The sequence below is a fragment of the Diaphorobacter sp. B2A2W2 genome (assembly GCF_056730635.1).
Window position 1 is genome coordinate 79,359 of sequence record NZ_JBWZOR010000006.1, and the last position, 15,627, is coordinate 94,985.

The 15,627-nt window shown below is 69.6% G+C and carries 16 protein-coding genes; 9 read left to right on the forward strand and 7 right to left on the reverse strand.

Going from position 1 to position 15,627, the window contains the following annotated elements; genetic code table 11:
- The first annotated feature begins 124 nt into the window (after positions 1-124).
- The 3 genes from priA to AC1PPL_RS11930 all read left to right on the forward strand — a co-directional run bounded on the left by priA (position 125) and on the right by AC1PPL_RS11930 (position 3,726).
- Complete coding sequence (gene priA / locus AC1PPL_RS11920; RefSeq protein ID WP_479973331.1) at positions 125-2,299, forward strand: replication restart helicase PriA; 2,175 nt, start codon at positions 125-127, stop codon at positions 2,297-2,299.
- Positions 2,300-2,538: 239 nt separating this feature from the next.
- The gene (locus AC1PPL_RS11925) at positions 2,539-2,919 is read left to right on the forward strand and encodes a hypothetical protein (RefSeq protein ID WP_479973332.1); all 381 of its coding nucleotides are present in this window, start codon (positions 2,539-2,541) and stop codon (positions 2,917-2,919) included.
- On the forward strand, positions 2,920-3,726 hold the full coding sequence (locus AC1PPL_RS11930) for a hypothetical protein (protein ID WP_479973333.1): 807 nt from the start codon (positions 2,920-2,922) through the stop codon (positions 3,724-3,726). It begins immediately after the preceding gene.
- A 75-nt stretch (positions 3,727-3,801) separates the two neighbouring features.
- Here AC1PPL_RS11930 and AC1PPL_RS11935 read toward each other — a convergent pair whose 3' ends face one another.
- A complete protein-coding gene (locus AC1PPL_RS11935; protein WP_088888243.1) occupies positions 3,802-4,752 on the reverse strand; it encodes an AEC family transporter in 951 nt (316 codons plus the stop codon).
- Between the two features lie 177 nt (positions 4,753-4,929).
- Between AC1PPL_RS11935 and AC1PPL_RS11940 the strand changes: the two genes are divergently transcribed.
- The 4 genes from AC1PPL_RS11940 (at position 4,930) to AC1PPL_RS11955 (ending at position 9,289) form a co-directional block, all read left to right on the forward strand.
- On the forward strand, positions 4,930-6,999 hold the full coding sequence (locus tag AC1PPL_RS11940; RefSeq protein WP_479973334.1) for an ATP-dependent helicase: 2,070 nt from the start codon (positions 4,930-4,932) through the stop codon (positions 6,997-6,999).
- 109 nt (positions 7,000-7,108) lie between these two features.
- Positions 7,109-7,438, forward strand: coding sequence for a hypothetical protein (locus tag AC1PPL_RS11945; RefSeq protein WP_238526544.1), 330 nt, complete (start codon positions 7,109-7,111; stop codon positions 7,436-7,438).
- 41 nt (positions 7,439-7,479) lie between these two features.
- Positions 7,480-8,661 carry a phospholipase A gene (locus tag AC1PPL_RS11950; RefSeq protein WP_479973335.1) on the forward strand — a complete coding sequence of 394 codons (1,182 nt, stop codon included), beginning with the start codon at positions 7,480-7,482 and terminating at the stop codon, positions 8,659-8,661.
- Between the two features lie 241 nt (positions 8,662-8,902).
- Positions 8,903-9,289: a hypothetical protein gene (locus tag AC1PPL_RS11955; RefSeq protein ID WP_011806955.1), complete on the forward strand. Its 387-nt coding sequence runs from the start codon at positions 8,903-8,905 to the stop codon at positions 9,287-9,289.
- Between the two features lie 75 nt (positions 9,290-9,364).
- Here the strand turns inward: AC1PPL_RS11955 and AC1PPL_RS11960 are convergent, their stop codons facing one another.
- Positions 9,365-9,853 (reverse strand): universal stress protein, encoded by a 489-nt coding sequence (locus AC1PPL_RS11960; RefSeq protein WP_088888240.1) that lies wholly within the window; start codon positions 9,851-9,853, stop codon positions 9,365-9,367.
- Positions 9,854-9,955: 102 nt separating this feature from the next.
- On the opposite strand from AC1PPL_RS11960, the gene tgt reads away from it, so the two are divergent.
- A complete protein-coding gene (gene tgt, locus AC1PPL_RS11965; protein WP_015914401.1) occupies positions 9,956-11,128 on the forward strand; it encodes a tRNA guanosine(34) transglycosylase Tgt in 1,173 nt (390 codons plus the stop codon).
- 79 nt (positions 11,129-11,207) lie between these two features.
- Positions 11,208-11,960, forward strand: a complete 753-nt coding sequence (locus tag AC1PPL_RS11970) for a DUF72 domain-containing protein (RefSeq protein WP_479973336.1) — start codon at positions 11,208-11,210, stop codon at positions 11,958-11,960.
- Here AC1PPL_RS11970 and AC1PPL_RS11975 read toward each other — a convergent pair.
- The 5 genes from AC1PPL_RS11975 to AC1PPL_RS11995 form a co-directional block, all read right to left on the reverse strand.
- A complete protein-coding gene (locus AC1PPL_RS11975; protein ID WP_479973337.1) occupies positions 11,957-13,117 on the reverse strand; it encodes a serine endopeptidase in 1,161 nt (386 codons plus the stop codon). The genes AC1PPL_RS11970 and AC1PPL_RS11975 overlap by 4 nt on opposite strands.
- 78 nt (positions 13,118-13,195) lie before the next feature.
- A complete protein-coding gene (locus AC1PPL_RS11980) occupies positions 13,196-13,996 on the reverse strand; it encodes a DUF2145 domain-containing protein (RefSeq protein WP_479973338.1) in 801 nt (266 codons plus the stop codon).
- 2 nt (positions 13,997-13,998) lie between these two features.
- Positions 13,999-14,457, reverse strand: coding sequence for a hypothetical protein (locus AC1PPL_RS11985; protein ID WP_172208781.1), 459 nt, complete (start codon positions 14,455-14,457; stop codon positions 13,999-14,001).
- A gap of 23 nt (positions 14,458-14,480) precedes the next feature.
- Positions 14,481-14,963: a YiaA/YiaB family inner membrane protein gene (locus AC1PPL_RS11990; protein ID WP_015914406.1), complete on the reverse strand. Its 483-nt coding sequence runs from the start codon at positions 14,961-14,963 to the stop codon at positions 14,481-14,483.
- A 190-nt stretch (positions 14,964-15,153) separates the two neighbouring features.
- Positions 15,154-15,600: an Lrp/AsnC family transcriptional regulator gene (locus AC1PPL_RS11995; RefSeq protein ID WP_479973339.1), complete on the reverse strand. Its 447-nt coding sequence runs from the start codon at positions 15,598-15,600 to the stop codon at positions 15,154-15,156.
- Positions 15,601-15,627: the final 27 nt, after the last annotated feature.

Here is a 15,627-nt window from a genome sequence, read left to right on the forward strand (position 1 = left end):
CCCGCAGCCTGTTGCACGCTGCTTTTCAACAAAGTTATCCACAGCATCTCTCGTAGCAGTGGGCAAGCTTGTGGAATCATGCGGGGCCGCGCCCCGGCGCCGCCCGCCTTTTCACCCACCGCCCATGCCTGACCCTTCCCCGCCCCCGACCACGCCGCATGACAGCGCCGCCTGCCTGCTCTGCGTGGCCGTGAGCACGCCGGCGCACAGTGGCGTGGGCGAACCGCTGAGCTATGCCAGCCCGCGCCCGCTGCCTCCGGGGACACTGGTGCGCGTGCCGCTGGGCGCGCGCGAGGTGCTGGGCGTGGTCTGGGACGCGCCCGCCGAGCCAGCGGTGCTACCGCCGGGCATGGTGCCGCGCACGGTGGCGGGCGTGCTCGAAGGCGTGGCGCCGCTGGACGCCGCCTGGCGCCGTCTGGTGACCTTCGCCGCGCGCTACTACCAACGCGCGGTGGGCGAGGTGGCGCTGGCCGCCCTGCCCCCACAGCTGCGCGACCTCACGCCCGAGCAGTTGGCGCGGCGCCTGCGCCGCCCCGCACCGCCGGCGCACCCGTCCGAAGCAGTTACAAAAACAATAGCACTTACCGCAGAACAGGCAAGCGCTACAGCCCAAATCGATGCAGAGAGCGGGCCCTTCCTGCTGTTCGGCAGCACGGGCAGCGGCAAGACCGAGGTGTACCTGCACTGCGTGCAGCGCGCCCTGGCCGGCCATCCCGCCGCACAGGCACTGGTGATGGTGCCCGAGATCAACCTCACCCCGCAGCTGGAGGCGCGCTTTCGCGAGCGCTTCGCGCCCCTGTACGGCGAGGCGGTCGTGGTCAGCATGCACAGCGGGATGACGCCGGCACAGCGCCTGAAGAGCTGGCTCGCCGCGCATACGGGCGCTGCGCGCATCGTGCTCGGCACGCGCATGGCGGTGTTTGCCAGCCTGCCGGGGCTGGCGCTGGTCGTGGTGGACGAGGAGCATGACGCCAGCTACAAGCAGCAGGAGGGCGCGCGCTACTCCGCGCGCGACCTGGCGCTGTGGCGCGGACGCGAGCAGGGCGCCAAGGTGATCCTGGGCAGCGCCACCCCGTCGCTGGAGAGCTGGCATGCCAGCACCCCGGCCAGCGAGGGGGGCCCGGGCCGTTACCTGCGCCTGCACATGCCCAGCCGTATCGGCTCCGCAGAAGGCGCCGGCGCAGGCGAGCTGCCGCGCGTGCGCCTGGTGGACATGGGACAACAGCCGCGCAGTTCGGGGGCGGGTGGCGTGTTCTCGCCCCCGCTGCTGGCCGCCATCACCGAACGGGTGCAACGCGGGGAGCAATGCCTGGTGCTGCTCAACCGCCGGGGCTTTGCACCCGTGCTGCACTGCCATGACTGCAGCTGGAAGAGCGACTGCCCGCACTGCAGCGCCCACCAGGTGTTCCACAAGAGCGACCGCACGCTGCGCTGCCACCACTGTGGCTTTACGCAACGCGTGCCGCGCGCCTGCCCCAGCTGCGGCAACCCGGACATCCTGCCCCTGGGCCGGGGCACCGAGCAGTTGGAAGAGCAACTGGCCGCCCTGCTGCGCAACGTGATCACCCCGGACCGCCGCGCCGCGCGCGTGGCACGCATCGACGCCGACACCACCCGCGCCAAGGGGGCGCTGGAGGAGCAACTGGCCCAGGTGCACAGCGGCGAGGTGGACGTGCTGGTCGGCACGCAGATGGTGGCCAAGGGGCATGACTTTCGGCGCATCACCCTGGTGGCGGCCGTGCAGCCCGACGGAGCGCTCTTCAGCAGCGACTTCCGCGCGCCCGAGCGCATGTTCGCCCTGCTGATGCAGGCCGCGGGCCGCGCGGGGCGCGATGCGCGCTATGTGGCCGCGCAGGGCAGCCCGCCCGAGATGTGGATCCAGACCTGGCACCCCGACCACGCCGTCTATGCCGCGCTGCGCCGCCACGACTACCCGGCCTTCGCCGCGCGCCAGCTGGCCGAGCGCCAGGAAGCCGGCATGCCGCCCTTCGCCTATCAGGCGCTGGTGCGCGCGGACGCCCGCACGCAGGAGGCGGCCCAGGCCTTCCTGCAGGCCGCCAGCGACGCCGCGCGCGCCGCCGGGCTGCCGGGGCTGGACCAGGTCTTCTTGTTCCCGCCGGTGCCGCTCGCCATCCAGCGCGTGGCCAATGTGGAGCGCGCGCAGATGCTGCTGGAAAGTCCCCAGCGCGGCGCGCTGCAGCGCTTTCTGGCCGCATGGCAGCCGCTGCTGCATGCCGAGCGCCCGCGCCACCGCGGCCTGGTGCGCTGGCTGGTGGACGTGGACCCGCAGGCGATCTGAAGGAAATCCCGCGTAGTGCAACTACGGCAAAGGTGCTGCCAGCACTTTTCAACCAGCGCTTACAGCTATCCTCCTAACAGCATTTTTTGCGCCATGCAGGCGCGCATGACTCGCGGTATCGCCCCGCGCTACCGGGAGTAGCCGCTGGCAGGCTGGGCTGGGAAACCGCTCGCCATACTCGCCCGCGCTGCCCACACTGCGCAGCACCGCCCACCGGCATACTCGGGACAACTCACCGAATGAACCGCTACCAAGACATTCTGCCTCCGCTTTGGAGCACCGTCGCACTGACCGTGGCCACGCTGGTCACCAACTGGGTCTGGGCAGCCTGGTTCGCAGAAACCGACGGCACGGGCCTGATGGCACTGATGATCGCCAGCCTGTTTTTCTGGCCGGTGATGCTGATCCTGATCTACCTTGCGCTGGCGCACACCCTCCGATTTTGCGAAGACTACGGTTTCCTGCGCATGGCGGTCGTTGTGGGCGTTGCCGTAGGGGGTACGGCCATCTTCGGCGTGCCCGGCCCCTGGAACCTGCTGATCTGCGCGGTCACGGCCGTCACGGTGGGGATTCAGATCAGGCGCGCGGCGCAGGACGACGCCGACCTGGAGGACTTGTGAATGGCTTTCAAGGAGAAGCCGCCGCGCGGTCTACTCGAGAGCTTTTCAGACCCGCTCTGGCAACGGCTGGGCCTAGTTGTGGTGGGCCCGCAGTGGATCGTGAAGGGCCGGCATCGAGGATTCGACTGGATGGCCATCGAGCTGCTACATCGCCCCACGGGCTTTCGGCAAACGATCATGACCACCACCGTCTTCGTGGTACGGCTGCCGCGCAAGTCCAAGGACTGGTATTTGCCAGCCGACCGCATCACCCCTGACAAGCAGGTGTGCGTGGACGACGCCTGCGTCTATGCCGCAGCGCTGGGCGAACAGCCCCGCGTGCGCACGTGGCGCCAGTGGCTGGACCTGGCCGTGGACGCTGCCGAAGAGGTGATCCGCACTGAAGGCGCGCGCCGTAAGGAGAACCCGCAGCAGAAAGCGGAACGCGCCGATGCCCCGAGTTGGAACGTGGTGGACGGCAACCTGGCCTCTATCTGGTTGGTGGCGATGGCGTTTTTCAGCTTTCTCAACGTGATGGGGCTTTGGCAGGCGTACGGCGACTGGCAAGGCCAAGGAGCCATCCTCCTGTGCCACGGGTCGAAGCCCTTCGGCACGTACCTGCAGGGCTGGAAGGCCGCCGTTTACGCCGTATCGCTCGTCGCGCCCCTGCCCATCGTGGCCAAAGCGCTGCATACCGTGACCACGCGGATGTACCGGCAGGCGTTCCGGCTCCAGCTTTGTGTCGAAGGCCTGGTCTGGGCAGGGGCGATGGTCGGGATGCACTACGTGCGGGACGTCCTCGTCCAATCGGTGCGCCAGGCCTGCTGAGAAGATTTCTCGATTTTTTGCCACTCAACGCTTATGCCGTAAGCGCTTATAGCTATCAAAACAGAAGTAAACAGGTCAAGTCAAAAGCGCAACGGCCGCCGAAAAGCTGACGAACGCCAGCGCCGTACTCACCAGGATGATGCGCGCCACGCGCCCGCCGTGGGCCCCGAAGCGCTCCACCAGCAGCGCCACGTTGCTCGCGCTGGGCAGCGCGGCCAGCAGCACCATCACCGTGAGCGTGAACGGCGACAGGTCCACCCCCAGCGCCATCGCCGCACGTCCCACGCACCACACCAGCAGCGGGTGCACGACGAGCTTGGCCAGCGCGATCGGCACGTACTGGCCCGGCGGCACGTATTCCTGCTGGTTCATCTGCGAGCGCGCCAGCACCGCGCCAATGGTGAACAGCGCCACCGGCGATGCCGCGCCCGCCAGCATGGCCAGGGTCTGATCCACGGGGCCCGGCGGCTGCCACTGCAGGACCGACGCCACGCCGCCCAGCACGATGGACCAGGGCATGGGGTTGGTGGCCATGCCGCGCAGCGCGTTGCGCAGCGCCACGGCCACGCCGTGCGCACCCGCGCCATCCAGGCGCGACAGCGCGATGCACGCCGAACTGGTGATCACCAGGTCCACCGCCAGCACCACGATCACGGTGCCGGCACTGGCCTCGCCCAGCAACGCCACCAGCAGCGGAACGCCCATGAAGCCGGTGTTGGGAAAGGCAGCCACCAGCGCGCCGAAGGCCGCATCGTTCCACCCCCGGCGCCGCAGCGTGAGGGCCACCGTGCCGCCCACCATGAGCAGCGCACACAGCAGGTACAGCCCGGCGACGGCCGGGTCCAGCAGCTGTGCGATGGGCGTGCTGGCGCCGAAGCGGTACAGCATGCATGGCAGCGCGAAATACAGCACGAAGCTGTTCAGCCCCCCGATGGCGGACACCGGCAGCGCCCCGGCCCGCGTGGCCAGGTAACCGCACAGCACGAGGGCGAAGAAGGGGAAGGTGATCAGCAGGACGGACAGCACGGGCGCGATTGTCGCAGCGCCGCCGCGCGCTGAAACGCCTTGTCACCGGGCGTGCCACCCCGGGCAATCACCCTGGTGCGCGCACGCCGCTATCATGCACACCCGCTGTTCTCCCTCTCACCCGCCGCCCGCCGCAGCCCGTGGCGCAGGCGCGCCCCCGTTCCTCCCGCTGCATCCATGTCCGGTCTCAATCTTGCTCAGTTGCAGGCAGTGCACTACACCGAGGGCCCGTGCCTGGTGCTGGCGGGCGCGGGCTCGGGCAAGACGCGGGTGATCACGCACAAGATCGCGCGGCTGATCGAGACGGGCCTGGCGCCCCGGCGCATCGCCGCCATCACCTTCACCAACAAGGCCGCGGCCGAGATGCGCGAGCGCGCCGCCGGCCTGATCGGCCGCCAGGCCAAGGACGTGCTGGTGTGCACCTTCCACGCCCTGGGCGTGCGCATGGTGCGCGAGGACGGCCATGTGCTGGGCCTCAAGCCCTCGTTCAGCATCCTGGACCAGGACGACGTGACGGGCATCCTCAAGGACTGCGCGGGCGGCACCACCGACCTGGCCACCGCGCGCCAGTGGCAATGGACCATCAGCAACTGGAAGAACCAGGGCTGGGACGCGCGCAAGGCGCTGGCCATGGCCCAGGACGACCATGAGCGCAGCATCGCCCTGATCATGCAGCGCTACGAGGAGCGCCTGACGGCCTACCAGAGCGTGGATTTCGACGACCTGATCGGCATGCCCATGCGCCTCTTGCGCCACCACCCCGAGGTGCGCGAGAAGTGGCAGCGCCTCTTGGGCCACGTGCTGGTGGACGAGTACCAGGACACCAACGCCACGCAGTACGAGCTGCTGAAATACCTGGTGGGCGAACGCGCGCGCTTCACCGCCGTGGGCGACGACGACCAGAGCATCTACGGCTGGCGCGGCGCCACGCTGGACAACCTGAAGAAGCTGCCGCAGGACTTCCCGCAGCTCAACGTCATCAAGCTGGAGCAGAACTACCGCTCGACCAGCGCCATCCTGCGCGCGGCCAACCACGTCATCCAGCCCAATCCCAAGCTGTTTCCCAAGACGCTGTTCAGCGAGCTGGGCGAGGGCGAGCCCGTGCGCGTGGTCGATTGCGACAACGAGGAGCATGAGGCCGAGCGCGCCGTGGCGCGCATCCAGGGCCTGCGGGCAGCCAGCAATCCACCGCCGGCGTGGAAGAACTTCGCCATCCTCTACCGCGCCAACCACCAGGCCAAACCGTTCGAGAAGGCCCTGCGCAAGGCCAACATCCCCTACAAGGTTTCGGGCGGCACCAGCTTCTTCGACCGCGCCGAGATCAAGGACCTGTGCGCGTGGTTCCGCCTGTGGATCAACAACGACGACGACCCGGCCTTTCTGCGCGCCGTCACCAGCCCGCGGCGCGGCGTGGGCCACACCACACTGGCGGCGCTGGGCGAGTTCGCCACGCAGCACAAGCAAAGCATGTTCGGCGCGCTATTCAACGCCATGCTGCCCGCCGTGATCCCCAAGCGGGGCCTGGAAGGCCTGCTGGAGTTCGGCCGCACCGTCAACGACCTGGAGCACCGCGCACGCCACACGCACGGCCACGAAGCCGCGCGTGCCTTCCTGGCCGACTGGCTCAAGGACATGGGCTACGAGCAGCACCTGTACGACAGCGAGGACAGCGAAAAGGTGGCCGCCGCGCGCTGGAGCAACGTGCTGGAGTTCTGCGACTGGATGGCGCAGCGCGCGGGCGGCCAGATCGACGACACCGCGGGCGCGACGGTGCAGGCCGCGACCAAGAGCCTGCTGGAGGTGGCGCAGACCATCGCCCTGCTGTCCACCATCTCCGAGCGCGAACAGGAGCAGGACATGGTGGTGCTGTCCACGCTGCATGCCAGCAAGGGGCTGGAGTGGCCGCACGTGATCCTGGCCGGCGTAACCGAAGGCATGCTGCCCTTCAAGCTGGACGATGACGATGGCCGCCAGCAGAAGGTGAGTGACGACATCCTGCAGCGCCTGCAGGAGGAGCGCCGCCTGATGTACGTGGGCATCACCCGCGCCCAGCGCACGCTGGCCGTGAGCTGGACCAAGAAACGCAAGAAGGGGCGCGAGATGGTGGCCTGCCAGCCCAGCCGCTTCATTGCCGAGATGAAACTGGACGCCGCCACGGCGCGCGAGAACCCACGCGACAAGTTGCGCCAGTTGCGTGAAGAATTCGCGCGCAAGGCCCAGGCCTCCCCCAGTCCCGCCACGCCCTGAACACATGCTGAAAACTATATTTTTGATAGCTACTAGCGCTTTACTGGTAAGCGCTTGTGCCCAAAAACCCTCTCAACCTCCCCGCCCGACCTGCCCCACGGCCGCGCAGATGGAGCAGCCCGAACTGGTGGGCCGCTGGCAGGCGCGGCTGGACGGCATGGCCGAGCCCGTGCTGCTGGAACTGGGCCCCCACCCCGAATGGGACGGCACGGTGAAGGGACGCATCCAGTGGCCGGGCTTCACCTCGGTGGTGGTGGGCGACGTGCACCAGGGCCGGCTCACCATGGAAGAGTCGCGCGACGGCACGCGGGTCAGCGGCAACTGGAGCGGCGACGTCGTCGAGGGCAGCTGCGCGCGCGAGATCCGCGGCGAATGGACCGACGAGGCCGACCGGCCCTACACCTTCACCCTGCGCAAGCAGGCCCCTTCCCGGCCCTGACCTGCATGCCAGCCGTCACCGACCACGCGCATCATCCGACCATGACACAGCCTTCACACCCCCTGTCCCGCCTGGGCCTGGCCACCGCGCTGCTGGGCACGGCCCTGCCGCTGGTCAGCTGGGCCGAAACCGCCGCAGCCCCCGCCGTCAACCGGGTGGCCGGCTGGCGCCAGTGCGCCGCCCTCACCGGTGACAGCCAGGCACGCCTGGCCTGCTTTGACCAGTGGGCCGGCGAGCAGAGCTGGCAGGCGCCGCCCGCTTCGGCCAGCGCCCAGCCCGCCGCCGCCACGCAGGCGCCGCCCCCGCCGGTGGACGCCACGCTGCCGGCCACGCGCATCATCGACGTGGCGCAGGTGGACGGCTGCCGCGACGGCCAGTACAGCACCCTGTCGCGCTTCTGGGAGCTGGAGACGGGCAGCGACTGCGGGGCGTTCCGCTTTCGCGGCTACCGGCCCATGAGCGTGTCCGTCGTGGGCGCCACCAGCGTCAACCGCCTGCCCACCTCGGGCAGCCCGGACAACAACGCCACCAGCGAGGTGGACTACCGCAAGACCGAGATGCGCGTGCAGCTGTCGGTGCGTACCAAGCTCGCGCAGGGCCTGCTCACGCGCGGCCACCCCACGCTGCGCGACTCGCTGTGGGCGGGCTACACGCAGCAGTCGTACTGGCAGCTGTTCTCGCCGGGCATCTCGCGGCCGTTCCGCAACACGGACCACGAGCCCGAGATCATGTACGTGTACCCCACCGACGCCAAGCTGCCCTTCGGCTGGCGCTGGCGCTACAGCGGCATCGGCCTGGTGCACCAGTCCAACGGCCAGAGCCTGCCGCTGTCGCGCAGCTGGAACCGCGTGTACCTGATGACCGGCATGGAGCTGGACAACCGCTGGACCGTCACCGGCCGCCTGTGGAAGCGCCTGCACGAGAGCGCGGACAGCGACGACAACCCCGGCATCAGCAACTACGTGGGCCGGGCCGAGCTGGGCCTGACCTGGAACGTGGACAAGGACAACACCCTGGCGCTGACCGCACGGCATTCGCTGGGGGCGACCGGGCGCGGCTCGGCACGGCTGGAATGGCTGCAAACCCTCGGAACCAGCCTGGTGGGCAACCGCACCAACCTGCGCCTGCACACCCAGCTGTTCACGGGCTACGGCGACAGCCTGATCGACTACAACCGCAAGCGCACCGTGTTCAGCGTAGGCCTGAGCCTGGTGGATTTCTGAACCCCACAGCGCGAATGGATGGGCGGGCGCGCCGCTCGCGCCTGCCGGCCCGATCACAACCGGTTACCCTTTGACCGGGCCGACAGGTTGAAGGCGCCGCGGTGCGCCGACACAATCGGGCGCACCCCGGCGCCGCCGGGGGCGGGCCCGCGCCCTGCGCAATAAGCGCCTGCTTTCGCGCGGTATTCGCCCCATCACCGGCCAGCGCCGTCCGCACAATGCAGCCCGGAGGACGACGACCATGGACCTGCAATACCAGCTGAAGGCCGGCAGCTACTACCTGTACGACATGCGCGAAACGCCCAGCGCAGTCACGGGCGAGCGTCGCTTCAAGCTCAAGACCGACACCGTGGCCATTGCCTTCGACCTGCACACCGGCGAGGTGCACCAGCACGGCAGCCCGGCACGCATCCAGTCCTGGGCCACGCACACGCGCCGGCGCCTGCGCGCCGCTGGCGCGGCGGACGTGGCCAACGACATCGTGGTCGTCTCCGGCCCGCTGCCCGTGGACGAGCTCAACAAATGCCTGTGGATCAGCGGCTACTGCCGGCGCATGTTCACGCGCCTGGCCAGCCTGCCGCACGGCAAGCTGCAGCGCGCGGCGCAGCAATGGAAAAAAGCGGCCTGAACGCCCTGTCCATCTGCGCCAGCAGCTCTTGATTCAATAGCACAACGGGTCCCGCGGGACCCGTTGTTTCTGGTGTCAATCCTGCGCACCTAGGTCGTCGTCCTGGTCGTCATCCTCGGGCAGTTCCTCCGGCTCCGCATGCTTGACCACGGTGACGGGCACGGGACTTTGCTGTACCAGCGCCTGCGACACCGAGCCCAGCAGCGTGCCGCGCAGCCCGCCCAGGCCGCGCGCGCCGATGATGAGCGCGTCGCAGCCGCAGCGCTCCACCATGTCCACCAGCGTGGCCGCCACGGGGCCCAGACCGATCTCGGTCTCATACGGCACGCCCGCGGCCTCCACCATCGCCACGGCCGACGCCATCAGGTGCTGGCCGGCCTCCACGCTCGCGGCGGCCACGGCGTCCGCGCCCTGCGTGGCCAGCTCGATCAGCGAGGCCTCTTCCTGCACATGGCCCAGTACCAGCGTGGCCTGCAGGCCGCCGCGGCGCACCAGGGCCACGCCATGGCGCACGGCGTCGAGCGCGAGTTCGGAGCCATCAACGGCGATCAGGATTCGGAACATGGGGGCACCTCCTTGCAATGCTGTGTCGATAGGGTCAGTGTAGGCCGCGCGGGGCGCTACGGGCACCAATCCCCGCCGGTGCAGTCTGGGACAATCGCGCCCATGCTCAAGTTTGAAATCCTGGCCACCGACACCTCCAGCCACGCGCGCCGCGGCACGCTCACGCTCAACCACGGCGTGGTGCAGACCCCCATCTTCATGCCCGTGGGCACCTACGGCACCGTCAAGGGCGTGATGCCGCGCAGCCTGCGCGAGATGGGCGCGCAGATCATCCTGGGCAACACTTTCCACCTGTGGATGCGGCCCGGCCTGGACGTGATGCAGAGCTTTGGCGGTCTGCACGGCTTCGAGCAGTGGGACAAGCCCATCCTCACGGACTCGGGCGGGTTCCAGGTCTGGAGCCTGGGCAGCATGCGCAAGATCACCGAAGAAGGCGTGCATTTCGCGTCACCCGTGAACGGCGACAAGCTGTTCATGTCCCCCGAGGTGAGCATGCAGATCCAGACCACGCTCAACAGCGACATCGTGATGCAGCTGGACGAGTGCACGCCCTACGAGACCAACGGCCACAAGACCACCGAGGCCGAGGCGCGCAAGAGCATGGAGATGAGCCGCCGCTGGGCGGTGCGTTCCAAGAATGAATTCGAGCGCCTGGGCAACCCCAACGCGCTGTTCGGCATCGTGCAGGGCGGCATGTACAAGAACCTGCGCCAGGAATCGCTCGAAGCCCTGGTGGAGATGGACTTCCCCGGCTACGCCGTGGGCGGCGTGAGCGTGGGCGAGCCCAAGGACGAGATGCTGGACATCATGGCGCACACCCCCCACCGCCTGCCCGCGCACAAGCCCCGCTACCTGATGGGTGTGGGCACGCCCGAGGATCTGGTGGAGGGCGTGGCCCAGGGCGTGGACATGTTCGACTGCGTGATGCCCACGCGCAATGCGCGCAACGGCACGCTGTTCACGCGCTATGGCGACCTGAAAATCCGCAACGCCCGCCACAAGACCGACCACCAGCCGCTGGACCCGAGCTGTACCTGCCACGCCTGCGCGGGCACCGAGGGCGTAAGCTGGAACGACGGGGGCCGCGGCGGCTTCTCGCGCGCCTACCTGCACCACCTGGACCGCTGCGGCGAGATGCTGGGGCCCATGCTCACCACCATCCACAACCTGCACTACTACCTGAACCTGATGCGCGAGGTGCGCGAAGCGCTGGATGCCGGCCAGTTCGGCGCATTCCGCGCGCGCTTCAAGGCCGAGCGCGCACGCGGCGTATAGCGCCGCGTAGGCGGCGGCTGACGGCGAGGGCCTGCGCATTCCGCGCGCGGCGCCGCGCCATCCTTCCTATGCTGGCGCGATGGACACCCGACCGTCGACGGCCGCACCGCTGCACATCGGCACCGCGGGGTGGAACGTGCCGCAGGGCAGCCGACACCGGTTCCCGGCCGAAGGCTCGCACCTGGAGCGCTACGCCGCCCGGCTGCCCGCCGTGGAGATCAATTCATCGTTCTACCGCCCCCACCAGCGCAGCACTTACGAGCGCTGGGCCGCGTCCACGCCGCCAACGTTCCGCTTCAGCGTCAAGCTGCCACGCAGCATCACGCACACGGCGCGCCTGAAGGGCACGGACGCGCTGCTGGAGGCTTTCCTGGCGCAGGCGCAGGGACTGGAGGAGCGCCTGGGCTGTCTGCTGGTGCAATTGCCGCCCAGCCTGCGGCTCGACCGGCCCGTCGCCGAGGCGTTCCTGCGCGGCCTGCGCGAACGGCATCCGCACGGCAGCGTTGCCGTGGAGCCGCGCCACGCCAGCTGGTTCACACCGGAGGGCGACGCGCTGCTGCGCGCCTGGCAGGCCGGCCGCGTGCTCGCCGACCCGGTGCTGCATGCGGGCGGCGAGGTGCCCGGTGGCTGGCCCGGCCTGGTCTACTGCCGGCTGCACGGCGCACCGCGCGTGTACTACTCGGCCTATGACGCGGCGCTGGTCGACGCGCTAGCGGCACGGCTGCGGGTCGCCGCCCTGGCGGCGCGCAGCGTCTGGTGCATCTTCGACAACACGGCCAGCGGCGCGGCAGCTGCCAACGCGTTGGACCTGCACCAGGCCTGCGCCGCCTAGTGATTCCCTGCCGCGCCGGGCATCGCACCCTGGGGTGGCGTACCGGCGGGGGCCGCGCCGGCGGGCGGCATGCCCGAGGGGACCGCACCGGCAGGGGCCACACCGGGCGAGGCCATCCCGGACGGCGCCGCACCGGCCCCGCAGGCATGGCAGAAACGGGCGAAGGCGCTCTTGCGCGTGCCGCAGGCACCGCAGCGGTCGAACAGGCCGATGCCGCAGTGCGGGCAGAAGTCGGTCACCCCGTCCTTCAGGTCCACCAGCCGTTCGCACCCCGGGCACACGCCCTTGGCCAGGCGCGCCAGGGCCACGTCGTAGCCCAGCTCCTTGCGGCGCTCCTGCTCGGGCAGGGCCTCGGCCTGTTTCTGGCGCTCCAGGTAGCGGTTGAGCGCAAGGATGGCGTAGCGCCCCACCAGCGCCGTGACCACGATGCCCACCACGTAGCGCACGTAGCCGCCATAGCTGGGCAGGTAGGGCACCAGCTCCACGAAGAACGCGAACACCGCGAAGAAGATGAAGCCCCACACGAACGGCCACCAGGTGCTCTTGCGCTTTTTGGCGAACAGCCAGCCTGCCGCCACCAGCAGCGGCAGCGTGAGCGCCAGGCGGTAGAGGAACACGCGCAACTCCACCTTGCGCCGCTCGGCGGCCATCTTCTCGTAACCGCCCTGCTCGAGGCGCCCCAGGCGCTGCTGCGCGGCCTGCGCGGTCTGGCGCGCGTCCAGCAGGGCTTGGTCCTGCGCCTGCACGGCCTGCTGGGCCCGGCGCTCCTGGCCCTTGAGGGCGTCCAGCGCCTGGGTGCGCGCGATCACCTCGGGGTCGTGCTCGGCGCGCTGGGTGGCGCGGCGTGCGGCCAGCCAGTTGCTGAAGGTCTCGCGCTCGGCCTGCGTCTCGCTGCGCGCCTTGGCGTGCTGCAGCCGGGCCTGCTCCAGCGCGGTCTGGGCCTCCTGCTCGGCCTGGCGCGCTTCCTTCACCTGGGCGCGCAGCGCCTGGGCGGCGTTGCGGTCCAGGAAGTCGTCCAGCTGCAGGGGCGCCTCCACCTTGGGCAGGTCGCCCACGATGGTGCCGCCCAGCCCGATCAGAAAGCTGGCGAACACCAGCGCCACCAGCCACAGGCCGCGGCGAAACCATTTCTCCGACAGTCGCAATGCCTTGCTCATGTGTGATCCCTCACGATGTTTGCTATTGGAATAGTAGCTGCTCGCGCTTGATGGATAAGCGCAGGAGCCCATTTTTGCTTAAAACTTCTCCGGACCCAGCACCTGCACCTGCGGGGCACCCGCCAGCCGCGCATGCTGCAGCCATGCGAGGGCGGAGTCCACCGTCACGGTCTCGATGCGGTCGGCGTAGCGCTGCGCGGGCGGATGGTCGTCGAAGGCGACGTTGGCCGCCGTCATGCGCCCGCCCAGCCGCGTGAGCGGCCCGATGCGCAGCACCGTGGGCTGGTAGCCCTGCAGCCGCAGCCAGGCCTGGGCCTGCGCGCGGGTCTGGGCGCGCTCGGGCTCCATGGCCAGGGCCAGGGTCTCCAGCGCCCACTGGTTGGACTGCTGGTAGATCGTGCCCCACGCATAGCTCACCATGCTGTAGACACGCTGGTGCAGCCGCGTGGCGCGCGTGCCGTCGGCCAGCACGGGCAGCAGCGCCTGCTGCACGGCGGGCGTGGGCACGGCCCACACGGCCTCATGGCGCCACAGGTCGTCCAGGAAGAACTCGCCCAGCCCCTGGCGGTACACGGCGGCCACGGCGGTGCCGCAATCGTTGAGCTTGTGCACCACGCGCCACGGGCCCTCGGGCGTCTTGTAGGCCCAGCCCAGGTGCGAGTAGCGCAGGCCGTAGCGGGACAAGTCCTGCCCCGCGCGCGCCAGCACCACCACGCGGGCGCCGCTGGCGTCCAGCGCCTGGGCCGTCTGCTGCGCCAGCTGCATGCCCTGTGCGATGGTCTGCGCCGTGGGTTTGTGCGGCTCGCAGGAGCGGCCCGCATGTGCCGCCATGGCCGCCAGTGCCAGGGCGGCGGCCGCGATCCAGTGCAGGGTGCGCATGGTCAGAGCCTTTCGTTGTGCAGCAGCGCGCGGCCCAGCGCGTTGGGCACGAAGGCCAGCACCTCGCCCGCGGCCGACAGGATCACGCCCGTGCCGATCACGCTGCAGGTGAGCACCGTGCCCACGGCACCACTGGCGGCACCGGCGGCGCGGCCCGACACCTCCACGCTGGCCTGGGCGCCGTCCGATGCACGCTCCAGCAGGTACACCGTGCCCGTGGCCGAGGCCTGCACGGCCTTCACCGTGAGCACCGCGCCGCCCACCGACAGCGCCGCCGGCAGGGCCACTACGGCGCCCGCCGCCGCGGACGCCCCGCCCGCGGCCACGACCACGGAGGCCACCGGCATCAGCGACAGCGCTGCAGAGGCCTCGCTGTGCGCCCGCGCCGGCAGCGCCGCGCCGCACAGCAGGCCCAGCGCCAGCAGCGCGGGGGCGAAGGTCTTGCGAAAAAGGGTTGGCATGTGGGTCTCCTGCGCGGCGGGCATCATTCAGCGGCCTCGGTGCGGGCCTGCAGGCGGCTGCGCAGGCGGGCGTCGGCCAGATCCGCCTCGTGGCGGTCGCGCAGCATCTTGGCCAGCGTGAACGCGCAGGTGATGAGGTACAGCCAGCTCACGCCCAAAAAGGCCTTGTAGGTGGCGCTGATCGCCATGCCCCACAGCCCCCAGCCGGTGAGCCCCATGGCCACCGCAAAGCCGCCCCAGACGACGAGCTTCCACAGCGGGGTGTCGCCACCACCCTGGCCAGCGCCGCGGCGCGCGCCCTGGTTGTCGCGCACGAACTTGGCCAGCATGAAGGCCGCCGACAGGCAGAACACGTAGCCCATGAACATGAAGGCCACCTCCAGCCGCTCGCCCGGCAACCAGGCCAGGCCGGTGGCGCACAGAAACACGGCGATGCCGAACGAGGCCCACACCTGAAACTGCCAGGCCCGCGTGTCGCGCTGGAGGGTGGGGGTAGAGGAATGCATGGTGGTCGGTGCCCGCAGGCGTTGGTTGAACACGGGGCGGATACTGCGGCGCGCGGCGCCAAAGCAGCCGATATTCCGACGCAGTAACCTATCCAGCGGCGAAAAGTATCGCCATGCGATACCACATTCAGATCGCCAGCGGCAGCTCGGTGGTGGACAGCACGTTGCGCAGCACCATGAACGAGCGCACCTACCGCACGCCCGGCAGGTACAGCAGCTGCTCGGCATGCAGGCGGTTGAAGCTCTCGCTGTCGCGCGTGCGGATCAGCATGAAGTAGTCGAACTCGCCCGTGACCACGTGGCATTCCATGCAGCCCGAGATCTTGGCCGCCGCCTTCTCGAAGGCCGAGAACGACTCGGGCGTGGAGCGGTCCAGCACCACGCCGATCATCACCAGCATGCCCGCACCCACCGCCTGCGGGTTCAGCCGCGCCACCACGCCATCGATGAAGCCCAGCCGCTTGAGCCGCTCCACGCGGCGCAGGCAGGCCGGCGGGCTCAGGTGCACCTTGGCCGCCAGGGCCACGTTGGACAGCGACGCGTCGCGCTGCAGCAGGCGCAGGATGGCGCGGTCGGTGCGGTCCACCTCAGCGCCCTCTACCGCGGCATTCATGTTGCGTTTTTTTATTGCGGCCATGGCTTGATTGGAGAAATGAAATACTGC